The sequence below is a fragment of the Lentzea kentuckyensis genome (assembly GCF_002150765.1).
Lineage (GTDB): Bacteria > Actinomycetota > Actinomycetes > Mycobacteriales > Pseudonocardiaceae > Lentzea > Lentzea kentuckyensis.
In genome coordinates this window covers 33,986-51,690 of record NZ_MUYM01000032.1, presented here as the reverse complement: position 1 = coordinate 51,690, position 17,705 = coordinate 33,986, and the positions used below count along the sequence as shown (strand labels likewise).

15 protein-coding genes are annotated in these 17,705 nt (G+C 68.8%); 6 read left to right on the top strand and 9 right to left on the bottom strand.

Annotated elements, in window-relative coordinates; genetic code table 11:
• Window positions 1-63 precede the first annotated feature (63 nt).
• Window positions 64-966: a LysR family transcriptional regulator gene (locus B0F77_RS16975; RefSeq protein ID WP_086663872.1), complete on the top strand. Its 903-nt coding sequence runs from the start codon at window positions 64-66 to the stop codon at window positions 964-966.
• A 19-nt stretch (window positions 967-985) separates the two neighbouring features.
• Here the strand turns inward: B0F77_RS16975 and B0F77_RS16970 are convergent, their stop codons facing one another.
• From B0F77_RS16970 to B0F77_RS16945, 6 genes are all read right to left on the bottom strand, one after another.
• A complete protein-coding gene (locus tag B0F77_RS16970) occupies window positions 986-2,614 on the bottom strand; it encodes a serine/threonine-protein kinase (RefSeq protein ID WP_086663871.1) in 1,629 nt (542 codons plus the stop codon).
• A gap of 118 nt (window positions 2,615-2,732) precedes the next feature.
• Window positions 2,733-4,070: a serine/threonine-protein kinase gene (locus tag B0F77_RS16965; RefSeq protein ID WP_245848304.1), complete on the bottom strand. Its 1,338-nt coding sequence runs from the start codon at window positions 4,068-4,070 to the stop codon at window positions 2,733-2,735.
• A gap of 160 nt (window positions 4,071-4,230) precedes the next feature.
• Window positions 4,231-5,088, bottom strand: a complete 858-nt coding sequence (locus B0F77_RS16960) for a hypothetical protein (RefSeq protein ID WP_086663870.1) — start codon at window positions 5,086-5,088, stop codon at window positions 4,231-4,233.
• Between the two features lie 193 nt (window positions 5,089-5,281).
• Window positions 5,282-6,043 (bottom strand): hypothetical protein, encoded by a 762-nt coding sequence (locus tag B0F77_RS16955; RefSeq protein ID WP_143466782.1) that lies wholly within the window; start codon window positions 6,041-6,043, stop codon window positions 5,282-5,284.
• Window positions 6,044-6,280: 237 nt separating this feature from the next.
• The gene (locus tag B0F77_RS16950; RefSeq protein WP_086663868.1) at window positions 6,281-7,120 is read right to left on the bottom strand and encodes a hypothetical protein; all 840 of its coding nucleotides are present in this window, start codon (window positions 7,118-7,120) and stop codon (window positions 6,281-6,283) included.
• A gap of 103 nt (window positions 7,121-7,223) precedes the next feature.
• On the bottom strand, window positions 7,224-7,550 hold the full coding sequence (locus B0F77_RS16945; protein WP_086663867.1) for a hypothetical protein: 327 nt from the start codon (window positions 7,548-7,550) through the stop codon (window positions 7,224-7,226).
• A 70-nt stretch (window positions 7,551-7,620) separates the two neighbouring features.
• Here B0F77_RS16945 and B0F77_RS16940 point away from each other — a divergent pair, with 70 nt between their 5' ends.
• Window positions 7,621-8,673, top strand: coding sequence for an arginase family protein (locus B0F77_RS16940; RefSeq protein ID WP_086663932.1), 1,053 nt, complete (start codon window positions 7,621-7,623; stop codon window positions 8,671-8,673).
• A 19-nt stretch (window positions 8,674-8,692) separates the two neighbouring features.
• Here the strand turns inward: B0F77_RS16940 and B0F77_RS50875 are convergent, their stop codons facing one another.
• Entirely contained in the window at window positions 8,693-8,998 is a 306-nt protein-coding gene (locus B0F77_RS50875; protein WP_425435665.1) for a chorismate mutase, read from the bottom strand.
• A gap of 241 nt (window positions 8,999-9,239) precedes the next feature.
• Between B0F77_RS50875 and pcrA the strand changes: the two genes are divergently transcribed.
• Entirely contained in the window at window positions 9,240-11,558 is a 2,319-nt protein-coding gene (gene pcrA / locus B0F77_RS16930) for a DNA helicase PcrA (protein WP_086663865.1), read from the top strand.
• A gap of 571 nt (window positions 11,559-12,129) precedes the next feature.
• Entirely contained in the window at window positions 12,130-12,369 is a 240-nt protein-coding gene (locus tag B0F77_RS16925) for a hypothetical protein (RefSeq protein WP_143466781.1), read from the top strand.
• A 144-nt stretch (window positions 12,370-12,513) separates the two neighbouring features.
• Here B0F77_RS16925 and B0F77_RS16920 read toward each other — a convergent pair whose 3' ends face one another.
• Complete coding sequence (locus B0F77_RS16920) at window positions 12,514-13,152, bottom strand: M23 family metallopeptidase (RefSeq protein ID WP_245848302.1); 639 nt, start codon at window positions 13,150-13,152, stop codon at window positions 12,514-12,516.
• A gap of 358 nt (window positions 13,153-13,510) precedes the next feature.
• A complete protein-coding gene (locus B0F77_RS16915) occupies window positions 13,511-14,491 on the bottom strand; it encodes an esterase/lipase family protein (protein ID WP_245848300.1) in 981 nt (326 codons plus the stop codon).
• A gap of 135 nt (window positions 14,492-14,626) precedes the next feature.
• On the opposite strand from B0F77_RS16915, the gene B0F77_RS16910 reads away from it, so the two are divergent.
• Both B0F77_RS16910 and sucC read left to right on the top strand, forming a co-directional pair.
• Entirely contained in the window at window positions 14,627-16,306 is a 1,680-nt protein-coding gene (locus tag B0F77_RS16910; RefSeq protein ID WP_086663862.1) for a hypothetical protein, read from the top strand.
• 229 nt (window positions 16,307-16,535) lie between these two features.
• Window positions 16,536-17,702, top strand: a complete 1,167-nt coding sequence (sucC, locus tag B0F77_RS16905) for an ADP-forming succinate--CoA ligase subunit beta (RefSeq protein ID WP_086663861.1) — start codon at window positions 16,536-16,538, stop codon at window positions 17,700-17,702.
• The last annotated feature ends 3 nt before the right edge of the window (window positions 17,703-17,705 follow it).

The following is a 17,705-nucleotide window of genomic DNA, read 5'->3' as shown; positions in this document are numbered from 1 at the left end:
GGAACTCGTAAAAACAATTTAATTGTTGTGCACAACCGTTAAGCAGCGCTGTAAGGTCGAGGCATGCTGGACGTGCGGCGCATGCAGGTGCTCAGGGCGGTCGTGACCACGGGTTCCATCACCGCGGCCGCGACGAACCTCGGCTACACCCCGTCCGCGATCTCGCAGCAGGTCGCCGGCCTGGAGAAACAGGCGGGCCTGCCGCTGCTGGAGCGCGTCGGCAGGGGCATCCGTCCCACCGCGGCCGGCCGCCTTCTCACTGAACACGCCGCCCGCCTCTCCGAGCAACTGGCCGAAGCCGAAAGCGCCCTCACCGCGTTGCGCAACGGCTGCGCCGGCACCCTGCGCGTCCGCTACTTCGCCACGGCCGGCGCCGCTCTCGTACCGCCGGCCGTCGCCCAGTTCCGCGCCGAACGGTCCGGCGTCGAGCTCGACCTCAAGCTGACCGAGCCCACCGACCCGTTCGAGGAACTCGCCGCGGGCCGGGCCGACGTCGCCATCACCGTGCTGGAACCCGACGAGCCCGCCCCCGAGGGCATGATCGCGCGGCACCTGCTGGCCGACCCGTTCTTCGCCGTCCTGCCGCGCGGCCACGCGTTGTCCCGCAAGCGCGTGCTCGACCTCGGCGAACTGGCCGACGAGCCGTGGATCGACGCGGACTGCGGCTCCAGCGGCCCGTGCGCGAACCTCGTGCGAAATGCGTGCGCCGGTGCCGGATTCGCGCCGAAGGTCGCCGTGGAAAGCGACGACTACGCGACCGCGCAGGGATTCGTGGCCGCCGGACTGGGCGTCACCATCATGCCCAGGCTCGGCCTTGGATATGCGCATCCGGGCGTTGTTCTGCGCAAGGTGCGCAATCCTGAGCCCGTTCGGCACATTCACGTCGTGTATCGAGAGGATGCCGCGTGGAATCCCGCCGTGGTGGCGTTGGCGGAAGCCCTGGAGAAGGCTGCGCGGGCCAGCTGACCTGCGCCGCCCGTGTGCGCTAGGCCCCGCCGAGCGACTTGTCGCTGTGGATGAGGAGGTTCGGGCTGGCCCACTCGAATGAGATCCCGCGCTTTTCCGTGGTCTTGCCGCCGGTCTTCTTCGTGTATTCCACGGTGACTTCCCAGTAGAAGCCTTCGACTTCGTGGGCCTCGACGACCTTGGCTTCCTTCACGTCCGACCAGAAGGAGACGAATCCGCTCTGGCCGCCGGCATAGCTGCCCTGGAAGTTCGCGTTGCCCATCTTCCACGCCTCGTTCGGCGCGGTGGGAGCCGTGGCGAAGTAGTCCTTCAGGAAGCTTTCCATGTCGGCCGGTCCGGGCTGGGTCGTCCACTGACCCGCCTTGCCGGACGACTTGGACGGCGTCGACGGCTTCGTCTGGTTGCCGCCCTGGGTCTGCTGGGTCGACGTGCTCGGACCCGCGTTGCTGTTCGAGTCGTTGTCCTTCTCCGAGAGCATGCTCGCGAACATGATGCCGACCACCGCCGCCGCCACGATGGCGAGCGCGGTGTAGATGGTCGACTTCTTGCTCTTCACCGACGAGGACAGCGACGACGCCGCCCTCGGGCGCTGCGAGTACTGCGGCGCGGCGGCCGGGCGGTGGTTCGACGGCGGCGGCTGGTGCTGCTGGGTCGGCACGGCGCGCGGGGGCGTGTGCAGATCCACCCGCGTGGCGTTCGGCGGGGGAGGCGTCGGCGTCAGGGCGCGCGTGGCTGCCTGCTGCTGCGGCTGGTGCTGCACCGGGGCGCCGCGCCACGACGGCGGGTGCGTCGGGGCGACCACGGCGGGGGTGAAGGCGGGAGCGGCCTGGCCGTTCGCGACGGCGGCGAGCGCGTCGCGGGCCTCGGCCATGGTCGGGCGGTCTTCCGGCTCCGCGCGCAGCAGGCGCATCAGCAGCGCGGTCAGCGGGCCGGCGTTGCGCGGCGGGTTGACCTTGCCGGACGCGACCTTGTGCAGCAGCGCGATGGTGTTCTCGCTCAGACCGAACGGGGGCTCGCCCTCGATCGCGGCGTACAGCGTGGAGCCCAGGGAGAACACGTCGGACGGCGAGCCGGGGTCGTAGCCCTTGGCGACCTCGGGCGCGAGGTAGGCGGGGGTGCCGGCGAGCATGCCCGTCGCGGTGACCGTGACGTCACCGGTCGCGCGGGAGATGCCGAAGTCCGTGATCTTGACGGTGCCGTCGTCGCCGAGCAGCACGTTGCCGGGCTTGATGTCGCGGTGCACGATGCCGGCGTTGTGCGCGGCGGCCAGTGCGGAGGCGACCTGCATGCCGATGGACGCCACGTCGCGCGGCGGGAGCGTGCCGCGTTCGGACAGGACGGCCGAAAGGCTCTTGGACGGCAGGTACTCCATGATCAGCCACGGCTGGCTGTCGTCCTCGGCAACGTCGTAGACGGCAACGGCGTGCGGGTGCTGCAGGCGCGCGGCGATGCGGCCCTCGCGCATGGCACGTCTCTTGGCCTCGTCCGTGTCGGCTTCGGCGAGTCCTGGCTGCAAGAGCAGTTGCTTGACCGCGACTGTGCGGTGCAGACGTTCGTCGTGTGCCGTCCAGACGACGCCCATGGCGCCGCTGCCGATCCGCTGGCTCAATCGGTAGCGACCAGCGACCAATCGGCCATCGTCGGTCACAGTTGCTCCCCGCTGTGCGGTCACTTGCTCTCTGTTCAACGGCTGATCACACCATCGGGTTCAGATCACTCCAACGGTGCGGGTACCCACCTTACGAGATATCTACGACAGAACGCGCTCAGGCACCCGGAGGTTGAACCACCGGTGGTGTCGTGGTGGTGGTCGAAGTCGTCGTTGAGGTCGGCGGCTTCGTTGTAGTCGTCGTTGTCGTAGTCGTCGTCGTAGTGGTGGTCGTAGTTGTAGTCGTCGTAGTCGTAGACGTCGTTTGGCGTGTTGTCGTTGCCTCGGGCGTGGTCGTCCTCACCTCTGGTGTCGACGAAGTCGGTGTGACCACCGAAGAAGAACTGACCGGTGGCACCACCGGGTTCTCCTTCTCCTTGTTGAACACGCCCAGCGCCACCATCAGGCCACCGATGACCAGCAGCAACGCCAGCACCACCGCGGCGACCACCAACGGCCGGTTGTCCTGCTGCCTGCCCGCGGGCGCCATCGGCGGCGCCGTGCGAGGCGGTGCGGTGGGACGGGCCACCGGACGGACCACGCGGGTCCGGTCGGGCGCCACGATGGTCGTCTGGTCGGGCCCGGCAGGTACTGGTACCGGCAGGCCGCTGAACGACGGCGAACGGCCGTGCGCCACGGCGTTGAGGATGTCGCGCGCCTGGGCCATCGTAGGCCGGTCGTCGGCCTCGAAGTTCAACAGGTACAGCAGCGTGTCGGCGAGCGGGTGGTCGACGGTCGGCGGATTGATCCGCCCGGCCGCGACGGCGTGCAGAACACCGAGAGTGTTCTCGCTCACTCCATAGGGCGGTTCGCCCTCCATCGCGGCGAACAGCGTCGAACCGAGCGAGTAGACGTCGGAGGCCGGCGTCGGGTCCTGGCCCCGCGCGATCTCCGGCGCGAGGTACGCGGGCGTGCCGGCGATCAGGCCGGTCTTGGTGACCGTGATGTCGTCGGAGGCGCGCGAGATGCCGAAGTCGGTGATCTTGACGACGCCGTTCTCGGCGATCAGCACGTTGCCGGGCTTCACATCGCGGTGCACGATCCCCGCCGCGTGGGCCGCGGCCAGCGCCGCCGCGCACTGGGTGCCGATGCTGGCGACCTCGATCGGGTCCATCGGCCCGCCCTCGGCCAGCGCGTCCGCGAGGCTGTAGGACGGCAGGTACTCCATGACCAGGCACGGCACGCCGTCTTCCTCGACGACGTCGTACACGGCGATGGCGTTCGGGTGGTGCAGCTTGGCGGCGATGCGGCCCTCGCGCATGGCGCGTTGGATGGCCTCGTCCTGCTCGGCTTCGTCGAGACCGGGTGCCAGCAGCAACTGCTTGATCGCGACCTCGCGGCCGAGGCGTTCGTCGTGGGCACGCCAGACGATGCCCATCGCGCCGGAGCCGATGCGGTCGAGGAAGCGGTAGCGGTCGGCGATCAGACGGCCGTCCGAGGTGTCGGACGTCGTCACAACACCACCTCGACCGCGCGCGACAGCCGAACTGTGGCTGCGGCAGCAGGTCCCACGCTCGTGCTCCTCGTGCGGTAGTCAGCGGTCCGTCCCGAATGCCCGCACAGGGTACCTGCCGAGGCCTGCCGTTGAGCTACCTGTCGTACGTCAGTTCACAGCATCATTTCACGGGGGCGAAGAAGTCGAAGCCGCCGACGACGTCGCCCACGGTGTTCAGCACGGGGTCGAGAAGGCCGAGGTCCACGCTCACGTCGACCGGGTTGGACGGCGTGGGGAGCGGGGTCGAGGCGGGGTTCGAGGCCGGCGGGGTGTTGCTGCTCGGCGGGGTGACCGCGGCGGACGAGCTCGGCGGCGGAGGCGTCTCGCTCGACGGCGGCGTGCTCGGCGTGGTGGTCCCCGGGGACGTCGACGGCGTGGTCGGCTGCTGCGTCTCGGAGGTGGGCTGCTGCGTCGGCTGCTGGGTCTGCGGCTGCTGCGTCGCCGGACGCTGTTGCTGCTGGGTGTACGGGGCGACGCGCGGCGGCGCGGCCTGCTCCGTGGTGGGGTCCTGCTTGGTGTCCGCCGCGTCGGCCTGCTGGGTCTTGTTCGACGGCAGCTTCACGACGCCCTCGGTGCCGGCGCTCGCGCCACGGGCCTGCGCCCGCTCGTCGAACCGCACCTCGGCGAGGGGGCGCTCGTTCGGCGAGGACAGCCACGAGGAGGCGGCGAACGCCACGGAACCGCAGAGGATCACGCCGCCGCTGGCGGCGACGGCCAGCTTGCCGACGGTGAACCCGCCGCTCTGCGTGTCGTCGGCGCGGCCCTCACGGCGCAGCAGCTCGGTGATGTGCAGCTCCTTCATGGGCTGCTTCTTCGGCTTGCTGCCCGGTGCCGTGACCGACTTGAACTTGATCGTCGGCTCGAACGCTTCGGGGGTGATGTCGTCGGTGATCACCGGGATCTCCACGGTTTCCGCCTCACGGCGGGCGATCAGCTCGGCGACCGACAGCTGTCCGGTGGACTCAGCCGATCCGGTCAACCGCCGACGATGGTCCTCAATCGACACCGCTCGTTCACCCTTCCAAGTTCGCTTGTGCGCACTGGCGGGAACATGGATACCGAATCGTGACCCGAGATGTAACCCCTTCGGGGGAATTTTCACGATCGGAACTAGGTTTTCGCGACGAGCGGTCACCGTTCGACTGCGAACGGCGATCCCGGTTGGGCGCGGCCTAACTCCGTTGCGCCGAAAGGACCTCGGTGCCGACGATGCGCGGCTGGGTCGTGTCGGTGAGCCAGAAGAGCTGTTCGATGCGCAACCAGCTGCCGTTGCGCTCCTGCATCGACACCACCGCGAGCACCGATCCGTCCGGCCGGACCGACGTCTGGTCGACGTTCACCGACTTGATCATTCCCCAGGCCTCGACGAACTCCTTGGGGCTCGCGCCGACGAGCTCCGGTGACAGCAGCTTGGCCGCCGAGTTCGGCTTGGTCGTGAGCAGCTCGTAGAACCGCTTCACCACGTCCACCTGCGGCTGAGGGCCGACCGAGACCTCCGGTGTGGTCGGTTCCGGCGTCTCCAGCAGTAGCGCGGACGGCTGCGGCAGCGGGACGTCGGCGGTGGTCTGCGGCGGGGTGTGCTCGTTCGGCAGCTGGGCGGCCAGGACGTCCGGGCGCAGTGCGCTCGCGCCCGACAGCGCGACGGGACGTTCGGTGACCGGGATGCCGGTGTTCGCCGGGCGCTTGCCCGCGAGCGTCGCGGCGCCCGCGACGGACGCGACCAGCACGATCGCGCCGGTCAGCAGGCCGGCGGCCCTGGCGGCGCGGTTCGTCCGGGTACGGCGGCGGCGACCGGGGACGACCGGGATCACGGCCGTCGTCGCGGTCATGTTCTCGGTCGGACCGAGCAGGGATGTGACGAGAGCGTCGGTGGCGGCTTCCTCGTTCGACAGGATGCGCATCGGGACCGGCTGCTGCTTGATCAGCTCAGCCACGCTGATCGATCCGGCGCGGGTGTGTCTCCGGCCGGTCGTCGCGGGACGCTGCACTGGTCTCGTCCTCCGTACTGTCCGTGGTCACCAGAAGACGTACCGTGGCATTGCGCGACGACGCCAGTTTCTTGGTGGACTTCATCCGTCCGTGGCGGTCAGCGGTGCTCAGGGTTCGCTCGAAGGTGCTACTTACTACGGTCGGTAACTCGGGCCGTGACCTTTAGTGCCGTGACCGTCACTTCAGCCGCCGAGCTTCAACCGTTCACCGTTGATCAACGGCAGGTCGCCGACCGTGAAGCTGAGTTCGCGCTTCTCCGTGCTGACCGAGCCGTCCTTCTTCGTCACCTGCAGCAGGCTGACGGTGAGGCCCTTGCTCGGGTCGACCACGATCTCCTTCACCTCGATCAGCGAGATGTCGGCGACCCGGCCCTCCAGCAGGGCGCCGGCGTTCGAGCGCACGGTGTCCGTGGTCATGGCGAGCGCGGTGTCCGCGTTCTTCGTCATCTCGCGGTAGAAGCTCTCGGTGCGCTGGGCGATCTTGGTGCCGTCGACGATGGGTGCCTGCGTGACCGGCACCGTCGTGATCACGGGCGGCGCGGTCCCGGACGGCTTGGCGTTCGTGGCGGAACCCTGGCTCTGGCCGGGGGCGGCGCTGGGGCCGGTGCCGGGCACCTGGGCGCCTCTGCCGGTGTTCGCGGCCGACGGCCTGGTGCCGGTGGCCGAGGGGCTCGTGCCGGTGGGCAGCGCGGAGATGATCGGCACGTCCGACGGGTAACCGGGCAGCCCGATCTTCTCGACCCCGCCGCCTCCGCCGACCAGTTTGGCCGCGGCGACGCTCAGCCCGACCAGCACGAGCACCGACGAGATGACGGCGAACCAGGCCGCGCGCTTCCAGGTGCGCGGCGGCGTGACCGAGGCCGGCACCAGGCCGATGTTGAACTTCCGCAGCCCGTCGGTGTCCTGCAGCGGGTCGATCTGGCGGCGGCGGGGCAGCGGGATGCGGTCGCCACCGACGACGGGGCGCGACTCCTCCGGCGCGACTCCGTCGTCGAGGCGATGTTTGCCCGGCAGTTCGTCCATCCCGACACCCCTCTGCGACGCAGTCAGGGTAGGGCCGTTCGGAGGGACCGAACCAACCAAAAGGGGGGTTTCAGGACGAGTGACACTCGTTTGTGTGAAATTTCTACCGGGGTGGAAGTTGTGCTTGACCGCTGTTCAGCTGCTTGCGCGTGTTCTGCACACCGTTGAGGGCGGCCAGCCCGCTGCCGCCCGCGATCAGCGCGCCGATCACGTCGGCGCTCACGCTCTCGCCGTTGGTGATCAGCAGACCGATCACGGCGCCCGCGGTCGTCAGGATCGCGGTCTTCCAGCGGCTGCGGACGAACTGCGAGACGGGTGCTCCGGCGAGGCCCTTCTTGTTCGCGGCCGAGCCGAGCAAGCCCAGGTAAGCGTCGTGCGCCAAGGCGGCGAGCAGGCCGGCGATGGCGATCAGTGCGGCGATGAGGCCCATGTCTCCAGTGTGCCTCCAGATTTTTTCGATGGACCATCCGTGATCGCCCTGATATCCGATTCGGGTGGACATGTTCTGGCACGACGACTGCCTCGAGCACGACGCCGGCGAGGGCCTGTGGGAGCTGCCGGGCTCCTGGCCGTGGCTGGACGTCGCCGAACCGCACCCGGAGACCGCCGCGCGGTTGCGCACGTTCCGGCACGCGCTGACGCACGGCCCGGTGGCCTCGCACCTGACGTGGCATGAGGGACGGCACGCGTCCATTGACGAGTTGCTGCGCGTGCACACGGCTGAGTACCTGGACTCGTTGCGAGTGTCCGAGCGTGTGGCGCTGGAAGTGAACACGGTCGTGGGGCCGGAAACATGGCGTGCGGTGTGCGCGGCGGCGGGAACCTCGTTGGCCGCCCTGGCATCCGACGCACCCCTCGCGTACGCGCTCGTCCGACCGCCCGGTCACCACGCCCAGCCGGACCTGGCGGACGGCTACTGCTTCGTGAACAACGCGGCGCTCGTGGCGGAAACCGCGCGGCGCCAAGGGATGCGGGTCGCCGTGCTGGACTGGGACGTGCACCACGGCAACGGCACGCAGGAGGTGTTCTACGACCGACCGGACGTGCTGACCATCTCGGTGCACATGCGACACGGCTCGTGGGGCACGAACCACCCGCAGACGGGCGCACCGTCGGAGGTGGGCGCCAACGGCCGGAACGTGAACATCGAACTGTCACTGGGTGCGGGCGACACGGCCTACACACGCGCGCTCGACGAGATCGCGTTCCCGCTGCTGCGTGAGTTCGCACCGGACCTGCTGGTGTGCGCGTCCGGGTTCGACGGCTCGGCGTTCGACCCCAACGGCCGGCACAACCTCACGGCGCACGGGTACCGCGAGATCGGGCGCCGGGTGGCGTCGTTCGGGACGCGCGTCGTGCTCACCCAGGAAGGCGGCTACCTGCGCGGATACTCCGCGCTCTGCCTGCACTCGCTGGTCGAGGGGCTGCTGCGGCTGCCGGCACCGTTGATCGAGGACCCGCTGGCCTACGTGCCGGACGACACCCAGCTCGTCGACGCGGACTTCGAGCACGTCCGGCGGGCCCTGAAGCCTTTTTGGCCCGGCGTGCTCTGACGCCGGGCCAGGGCTTTCCCTACCTGCCGAGCGGGCCGCGGCCCATCTTCAGCAGGATCATCGCGAGGTCCTTGCCCTCCGGCCCGAGCGGCTTGTAGCGGTTGAGCACGTCGATCTCGCGGTTGTGCACGATCTTCGTGCCGCCGGCCGCCATCCGGGCCGCGCCGATGACCTTGGAAACCTCGACGCGGCGTTGCACGAGGCGCAGTATTTCGGCGTCCAGGTGGTCGATCTCCTGGCGCAGCTCGTTGATGTCCGGCTCGGTGGTGGTGTCCATCGTTTCGACGACCTCTCGACTCTGCTTGAGTCCTTGGCCCGGAAGCAACGAAGCCCCGGGGTCCGAGGACTCCGGGGCTTCGTGGTGGCTTTTCAGCGCTAGACGACCACGGGAGCCGGAGTCCGGATCCCGTAGAAAAACTCGAAGAACGTCGCGCGCATGAGCCCAGTGTTGCACAGAACCGCCGCGGCTCGCCAAACCCGCCCGGAGGGTGGGAACCCGCATCTCTTCGAACACATGGTCGGGGGGTACAGGTTTTGTCGGTGCCGCCCGGTACCGTGGATGAACGATGAGCGCCTTGTTCGACTTGCCCTCAAGTCCCCCCGTTTCCCGCGCGGGCCACCTGCTCGACGACCTGAACCCCGCGCAGCGCCGTGCCGTCGAGCACTCCGGCTCGCCCCTGCTCGTGGTGGCTGGCGCCGGCTCCGGCAAGACGCGCGTCCTCACCAGGCGGATCGCGTACCTGCTCGCGGAACGTGACGTGCACCCCGGCCAGATCATGGCCATCACGTTCACGAACAAGGCGGCCGCGGAGATGAAGGAGCGCGTGGCCGACATGGTGGGCGCCCGCGCCCGTTCCATGTGGGTGTCGACGTTCCACTCGATGTGCGTCCGCGTGATGCGCCGCGACGCCAAGACGCTGGGCATGTCGTCGAACTTCTCGATCTACGACAGCGACGACACCCGCCGCCTCATCACCCTCGTCGCCCGGGATCTGGACCTCGACCCGAAGAAGTACGCGGCCCGCACCCTCGCCGTGCACATCTCGAACCTCAAGAACGAGCTCATCGACCCCGAGACCGCCGCCGCCCAGGCCACGAACGACCTGGAACGCCGAGTGGCCGAGGTCTACACCGTCTACCAACGGCGCCTGGGCGAGTCCAACTCGCTCGACTTCGACGACCTCATCATGAAGACCGTCGAACTCCTCCAGACCTTCCCGGACGTGGCCGAGCACTACCGCCGCCGCTTCCGCCACGTCCTGGTCGACGAGTACCAGGACACCAACCACGCGCAGTACACCCTGGTGCGCGAACTGGTCGGCAAAGCAGGCGGCGAACTCCCGCCAGCGGAACTCTGCGTGGTCGGCGACGCCGACCAGTCCATCTACGCCTTCCGCGGCGCCACCATCCGCAACATCGTGGAGTTCGAGCGCGACTACCCGGACGCCACCACGATCCTGCTGGAGCAGAACTACCGCTCCACCCAGAACATCCTCACGGCCGCCAACGCCGTGATCTCCCGCAACCCGAACCGCCGCGACAAAACGCTCTGGAGCGACCTCGGCGAGGGCGAGAAGATCGTCGGCTACGTGGCCGACAACGAACACGACGAAGCCGCCTTCGTGGCCAACGAGATCGACCGCCTGGTCGACGGCGGCGAAGTCAACAACAGCGAAATCGCCGTCTTCTACCGCACCAACAACCAGTCGCGCGTCTTCGAGGAAATCTTCATCCGCCTGGGCCTCCCGTACCGAGTGGTCGGCGGCGTCCGCTTCTACGAGCGCCGAGAGGTCCGCGACGCCCTCGCCTACCTGCGCACGCTGGCCAACCCGGAAGACACGGTCTCCCTCCGCCGAATCCTCAACGTCCCCAAGCGAGGCATCGGCGACCGAGCGGAAGCCTGCGTCTCCGCCTACGCGGAACGCGAACGAATCAGCTTCGCCGCCGCCCTCCGCGAAGCCGTGCACGACCGCGTCCCCATGCTGAACCCGCGCTCCCGCAACGCGATCGCCGGTTTCGTCGAACTGATGGACCAGCTGGGCGAAATGGTCGAGCGCGAAGACGACGTGGCCGACATCCTGGAAGCGGTCCTGGAAAAAACCGGCTACCGCACCGAACTGGAAGCCAGCGAAGACCCCCAGGACCACACGAGGATCGAAAACCTCAACGAACTGGTCACCGTCGCCCGCGAGTTCACCGAACTGGAACTCCCAGAAGGCGCCGACCCGATCCCGTCCCTCCCGGCCTTCCTGGAACGCGTCTCCCTGGTAGCCGACGCCGACTCGATCCCGGACGCCGAGTCCGACGGCGTGGTCACCCTGATGACCATCCACACGGCCAAGGGCCTCGAATACCCGGTCGTCTTCAGCACGGGCTGGGAAGACGGCGTCTTCCCACACATGCGAGCCCTGGGCGACCCAGCCGAACTGGCAGAAGAACGTCGCCTGGCCTACGTGGGCATCACCCGAGCCCAACGCCGCCTGTACCTCTCCCGAGCCCTGGTCCGCTCAGCCTGGGGCCAACCCTCGGCAAACCCGGCCTCCCGCTTCCTGGCCGAAATCCCCCCAGACCTACTGGACTGGCGCCGAGTCGAACCCTCCCGCTCAGCCCCAGCCGCAGCCACAACCTGGGGCCGCTCAGCCTCTTCAAGCGGCGGCATAGCCTCCCGAGGCCTCTCCCGCCCGGCCCCAGGCAAAGCGGGCTGGAAAGACGCCCCAGCCATGAAGCTGGACGTGGGCGACCGAGTAACCCACGACAAGTACGGCCTGGGCCGAGTAGTGGCAGTGGACGGCGCGGGCCTGCGAGCCACCGCAACGATCGACTTCGGCGGCTCCGGCACGGTCCGCCTGATGCTGATCGGCAGCGTCCCCATGACCAAGCTCTAAGTCGAGCCACGCGAGGGGCCCCTCAAGCCCGATGCCGGAGGCGAGGCGAAGGCGCAGCCGAGCCGTCCTGTCCTCAGCATGCGTATCGGGTGGGGTGGTTCCGTCACGAGTCGCGCCAGACCGAAGGACCCCGACTTACGGAACCGAAGCGACCCGTACGCAACCCGGTACACCCCGCCCCAAACCGGACAATCCCACTCCCTCTGACCTGCAACTTCCCAACCTCCCGACAAACTTCGAAAAATCTCCGAAATCCAGCGCAACGAGACCCAACTACGTACGTCTATGTGGGTGTCGCAAGCAGCACAGCCAACGGAACGTTCGGGGCGGTCCAACGGCAAGGGGAGCAGCCTGCAGACGAAGGGGATGCGAAGGGAAGGCGGGGGCCAGAACTTCGCGGCGATGGCGCGGCCGGACTGAACGGGAGAGCAGTCCGGCCGCGCTAAAACGCCAGTCTCGGCCCTGTTGAGGGCTCGTCGAGGCCACCATCGCCCGGCAACCCTCAAAAATTGTCAGACCCACCGAGCATCATCAACCGCATGAGGTCCTCAACCCAGCGGGAGAGCTCGACATGGATCACGTACTGGCCCAGCTGCTGCACGAACGCGTGTTCGCAATCCTCAACCAGCTGGAATCCCCGGAGACGGCAAGGCTCATCGAGGCCTGGCGCACCCTGCTCGGACTGCACGAGCCAACCGAGAGCGGCGCCTGCAAGGCGTGCGGCCCACGTTGGCGCAAGCACATGTGCTCGGTCTGGCGAGTGGCCACGACCTACTTCGCTCAGCATGAACCCGACTCAAGCCTGGCTTGAGCGCGGAATAGCTGCGACACGAGCGCCGTTAGTGGCTTGTGAGGCCCCTGAGGCGTCGAACGGCCCCGATCCCACACCCGGAGGTGGCTGCATCGCCACAACCCCGCGAGAAAGCTGCTGAGCCGTAGTTCAGGAAGAGCCGAATCAGACGGTCACGCCGCGAGCGTTCAGCCAAGTCAGCGGGTTGATCTTCTGGCCACCGGGGTTCCACACCTCGAAGTGCAGGTGCGAGCCGGTCGAGAAGCCGCGGTTGCCCATGCGGGCGATCTGCTCGCCTGCCTTGACGATCTGGCCTTCCTTGACGCTGTACGTGTCGACGTGGCCGTACACGGTGATCGTGCCGTCGGCGTGCTCGACGCGGACCCAGAGGCCGAAGCCGGAAGCGGGGCCTGCCTCGATCACGCGGCCGTCGGCGGCGGACAGGATCGGCGTGCCGATCGGGCCGGCGATGTCGATGCCCAGGTGCATGGTGCCCCAGCGGCCGCCGTAGCCGGAGGTGAACTCACCGGCGGCGGGGCGGACGAACTTGGGGCGCTTCTTCTCGGCCTCCGCGGCGTCGCGCTCGGTGGTGAGCTGCTGGCTGCGCAGGAGCTTGGCGGCCTCGGAGGAGCCTTCGGAGGTGGTCTTCGCGACCGCGAGGATCTGCGGGGCGGAGGCGGTGTCGCCGCCCTTGCCGTCGAACGTCGCGGCGCCACCGGAGTGGTTCGCGAGCTGGACGTCGTTGTTGTCGCCAGAAGCGGCCTGGAGGGTCTGACCTGCGCCCGCGGCGGCGAACGCGCCCACTGCGACGGCGGCGACGACGATGCGTCCGCGAAGCGCCGACGGAGGCGGGGGAAGCCGGTGGGAGCTGACGGTGCGCGTGGAAGCGCGGTCGACTGCCTCATCAAGCGCAGCACTGCGTTCATGGCCGCCGGGGGAGCGGTGGTGACTCAAAACTTGCCCTTCCGCCTTCGGGGAGTCTGGCCGGTGGACTGCCGGGCGGGGGATCCCGGTGAGCCAGAATTTCGGGGTTCTGACTCGGTGTCCTTCTGTGACCAGACCGTGACAACGGACCGGGGGACAGTAACGGCGGGAAGCCTCGGAGGGCAAACCCCAGTTCGTTATATCGCTCTAACGGGCGGCGACCAGGAGGTTTCAACTGTCAACTGTGACCGTCGGTCACTTCCGGCGGCCGACACGCCTCGCCGCCAGCGGCGATGGGGTGACCCGCAGAGTCATCCGATCGGGTGATGGCCGTCACAACTACGTGAAGAGTCCTCGTGTCAACCGGGAGGGAAAGGTGACCTGAATCACGTATCTGGTGCTCTTCGACGAGTAATGACGGGTGCTCCAGTCGGGCGTTGCGCTGAGGCACGATGATCTGATCCATCTCCGACCACACGGCGACGAACCGCGTGCGGCACGGCCGGCAGGGCTCGGCGAGCTCCTGCAGGAGTTCGGAGCCGGGCCGGAGCTGCTTGGTCAGTGGAGTCGGCAGCAGATAAGCGGCGAGCGTGCCCTTGTGCGGCGTTCCCAGTGTTACGAGTGTGCGAACGCGTGAGTCGCCGTGCAGTCGTTGCACGTAATACCTGGCGATGAGACCGCCGAGCGAATGGCCGACGACATGCACCTGATCCGCGCCGGTCTGTTCGCAGATGCGCTCGATGTGTGCTCCGAGCAGGGCGGCCGAGCGGCGGACGTCACCGGTCAACGCCGTCAGCACGCTGTAGTTGATGGCGTGCACCACCCCGAAGCCCCGCCTTCGCAGCGCCCCCGACAGCACCGCGAAGGCGGAGCGGTTGTCCCCGATGCCGTGCACCAACACGATCGGGGTGCCCACCGCGTCCATCGCCGAAACCATCAGCCCGCGCTGGCGGGGTGGCAGACCGTCCGTCCGGTAGTGCCGGAGATGGCCCTCCGGGCGCAGCTGTTCGGTGATCGCGCCCCACGGGTAGAGCACCGCGTGGGCCGTCAACCAGGCCGCTTCCATCGCGACACCGCGCATCCCGCCGGGGGTGGCCATGGCGCGCAGCGCGACCTTGACCTCTTCGGCGACGTCCCGCGCGGTGTGCACTCCCCAGCCGGCGCGATCGAGGACGGCGTCAGTCAGACGCGTCATCCACGACCGGCCGTTGTCGCTCATATGAGCGACGGTAAGTGATGAAGTCACCGGTTAGCAGTACCCGCCGGACGTTTTCCACATGCGAACGAATTTCGTCTCATTAGGTAGCTGACGGTGACACCGAACCTCACATCCCACTTGCTAGGTTCGCCCGCGATGACTCGAACCGAGCTCGAGAACCAGACCCCGGCCGCCGCACGACTGCGCGCCTCGTGGGCGCTCGCCGCCGCAGGCTCCCTCCTCCTCGCGGCAGGCCCGCTGGTCGGCGTGGTCGACGGGGCGGAACCCGCGTTCACGTCGTGGCCGCTGCTCGCCCTGCTCGCGCTGCTGCCGCCGGCCGTCGCGGGTGTGCTGCTGATGCGCGGCAGGCCGTTCGTGGCGGCGGGACTGATCGCCGCGGTGGGCGTCTTCGCCTTCGGGCGGCTGCTCAGCGACCTGCAGATCGTCATCAACGCGATGGCGGTGGCGCGGCCCGAGCTGTTCCGGCCGGCCACTCTCATCGCGGTCACCCCGTCTGCGGGCGTGTGGCTGTTGCTCGCCGGGCACGTGCTGGTGGTCGCGGGTGGCCTGCTGGCCGCCGGGCGCGCCGGCATGCCCGCGGACGCGTCGGAGCCGCCCGGCCTGGTGGCCCTGCACGTGATCATCGCCGCGTGGGCGACGATCGGGTTGCTCGGCAAGCCGTTCAGCTCCTCGGACCCGTTCCAGCTCGACCGCGGCCCGTGGGACCTGCCGGTGATCGGGCTGACCGGTGGTCTGCTGATCGTGCTCGCCGCGCCGCTCGCCACCGCGCTCGCGGCCAGCTCTCCCGACCCGGACACCCGCGAGGGTGGGGTGCTCGGTGTCTCGCTCGCCCTGCTCGCGGTAGTACTGCCGCCGCTGGTGGCCGGAACGGTCGTCTCCGGTCTCACCATCTCAGTGGGCCCGGTCCTCGCGCTGCTCGCCGCGCTCGCGCTGCCCACCGTGCCGCCGCTGGCCCGGTTGGTGCGGCTGCTGCGCGGCAAGCGTGACGAGAAGCACGACCTCGCGTTGCCGTCGATCCGCCGCATGCACGTGACGGCGGGCGTCCTCAGCGTGCTCGCGGCCGCCTTCATGGTCATCGGCGCGTCGGTTCCGCAGCTCGTCCTGACCACCGGCGGCAAGGCGCCGGAGCTGGCGTCCGCGAACCTCCTCTGGCCGGCCGGCATCGCGTTCGGCCTGCTCGGGCTCGCGTTGCTGATGCCGTCGCTCGCCGGTGCGGTGCGCCCGGCGCTGCTGTTCGGCTATCTCGCCATGCAGCTCGCCGCGGCCGGCGCGACCCAGCCGGTCGTGGCCGCGAGCCAGGCGGGCATCGCACAGCCGGGTGCCGGGTTCTGGCTGATGATCGTCGAGTTCCCCCTCGGCCTGCTCGCGTTGACCTGCGCGGGTCTCGCCGGTGCCGTCGAGCGGGAGAACGCCGACGTCGGCAAGAAGCAGGAGATGCCGGTCGCCGAACTGGGCGCGGTGCTGCTGGCCGGGCTCTTCGCGGCGGGCGCCTTCGCGTTGCCGGCCGTGCGCGGTGACAACTACACGGCGCCGACGCTGCTGCCGGACGCCGACCCCGCGGTCTCGTGGTCGTTGCTCACCTCGCTCGTCCTGCTGATCATCGGGCTGGTGGTCGCGGTGCGCTCGACCCCCGCTCGCGGTGCCGCGATGCTGGCGGGGGCTGTGTTGTTGCTCGGCGTGCGTGCGCTGGAGCTGCCGCTGACCGGAGGCAAGGTCGTGCACGCGGTGGCCGGTCCCGGCACGTGGCTCGCGCTGGCGTCGGTAGCGGCTTTGCTCGTCGCGGCCGGCTTGATGGGAGCTCGCGCAACGCGGTGAAAGTGGCCGTGCACACGTCGAAAGTGGCCGTGCACGCGTCTTCTCCTCTATACGCGCGCGCACGCGTGATCGACCTCACCGCCGTTGAGACCGACCTCACCAGGTGTGGCGTGCGAGCGATAGCCGCAGCTCGATAGTGTCTGGGCCCAGCCGCGTCAAGTGGGTTCGCTTGGCCCCTTGAGGACCACCCAGGCGCGGTGTTCCGACACCGACGTCGCAGGAGACCCGAGTGGACCTGTACGAGTACCAGGCGAAAGACCTTTTCGCCGCCCACGGCGTCCCGGTACTGCCGGGCGATGTGGCCACCAACCCCGCCGACGCCAAGGCCATCGCCGCGAAGTTCGGCCAGCCGGTCGTCGTCAAGGCCCAGGTCAAGACCGGCGGCCGCGGCAAGGCCGGTGGTGTGAAGCTCGCTTCCACCGCCGAGGAGACCGAGGAGAAGGCGACCGCCATCCTCGGCCTCGACATCAAGGGGCACATCGTTCACCGCGTGCTGGTGACGCCTGCCTCCGACATCGCGGAGGAGTACTACTTCTCCTTCCTCCTCGACCGTGCCAACCGCACCTTCCTCGCCATGGCGAGCGTTGAGGGCGGCATGGACATCGAGGAGGTCGCGGCCACCAAGCCCGAGGCCCTCGCGAAGATCCACATCGACGCCATCAAGGGTGTCGACGCGGCCAAGGCCAAGGAGATCGCCGACGCGGCGAACTTCCCGGCCGAGGTCAAGGACCAGGTCGTCGACACCATCGTGAAGCTCTGGGAGACCTTCGTCTCCGAGGACGCCACGCTGGTCGAGGTCAACCCGCTCGTCCGCGACCCGCAGGACAAGATCGTCGCGCTCGACGGCAAGGTCACGCTGGACGAGAACGCCGACTTCCGCCACCCCGCGCACGCGGAGCTGGTCGACAAGCAGGCGGAGAACCCTCTCGAGGCCAAGGCCAAGGAGAAGGGCCTCAACTACGTCAAGCTCGACGGCGAGGTCGGCATCATCGGCAACGGCGCCGGTCTCGTGATGTCCACCCTGGACGTCGTGGCGTACGCCGGTGAGCAGTACGGCGTGAAGCCCGCGAACTTCCTCGACATCGGCGGCGGCGCGTCCGCCGAGGTCATGGCGAACGGCCTGGACGTCATCCTCGGCGACGAGGCCGTGCGTTCGGTGTTCGTCAACGTCTTCGGTGGCATCACCGCGTGCGACGCCGTCGCCAACGGCATCGTGAAGGCGCTGGAGATCCTCGGCGACTCGGCCACCAAGCCGCTCGTCGTCCGCCTCGACGGCAACAACGTGGAGGAGGGCCGCGCGATTCTCGCCGAGGCCAACCACCCGCTGGTGACCGTTGTCGACACGATGGACAACGCGGCCGCCAAGGCCGCCGAGCTCGCGGCTGCGGGGGTCTGAACG

What these genes read in the sequence shown, in the direction of transcription:
- B0F77_RS16975 (WP_086663872.1), top strand. Translation starts at nt 64, where the DNA reads ATGCTGGACGTGCGGCGCATGCAGGTGCTCAGGGCGGTCGTGACCACG.
- B0F77_RS16950 (WP_086663868.1), bottom strand. Translation starts at nt 7,120, where the DNA reads ATGGACGAACTGCCGGGCAAACATCGCCTCGACGACGGAGTCGCGCCG.
- B0F77_RS16945 (WP_086663867.1), bottom strand. Translation starts at nt 7,550, where the DNA reads ATGGGCCTCATCGCCGCACTGATCGCCATCGCCGGCCTGCTCGCCGCC.
- B0F77_RS16940 (WP_086663932.1), top strand. Translation starts at nt 7,621, where the DNA reads ATGTTCTGGCACGACGACTGCCTCGAGCACGACGCCGGCGAGGGCCTG.
- pcrA (WP_086663865.1), top strand. Translation starts at nt 9,240, where the DNA reads ATGAGCGCCTTGTTCGACTTGCCCTCAAGTCCCCCCGTTTCCCGCGCG.
- B0F77_RS16925 (WP_143466781.1), top strand. Translation starts at nt 12,130, where the DNA reads ATGGATCACGTACTGGCCCAGCTGCTGCACGAACGCGTGTTCGCAATC.
- B0F77_RS16915 (WP_245848300.1), bottom strand. Translation starts at nt 14,491, where the DNA reads ATGAGCGACAACGGCCGGTCGTGGATGACGCGTCTGACTGACGCCGTC.
- B0F77_RS16910 (WP_086663862.1), top strand. Translation starts at nt 14,627, where the DNA reads ATGACTCGAACCGAGCTCGAGAACCAGACCCCGGCCGCCGCACGACTG.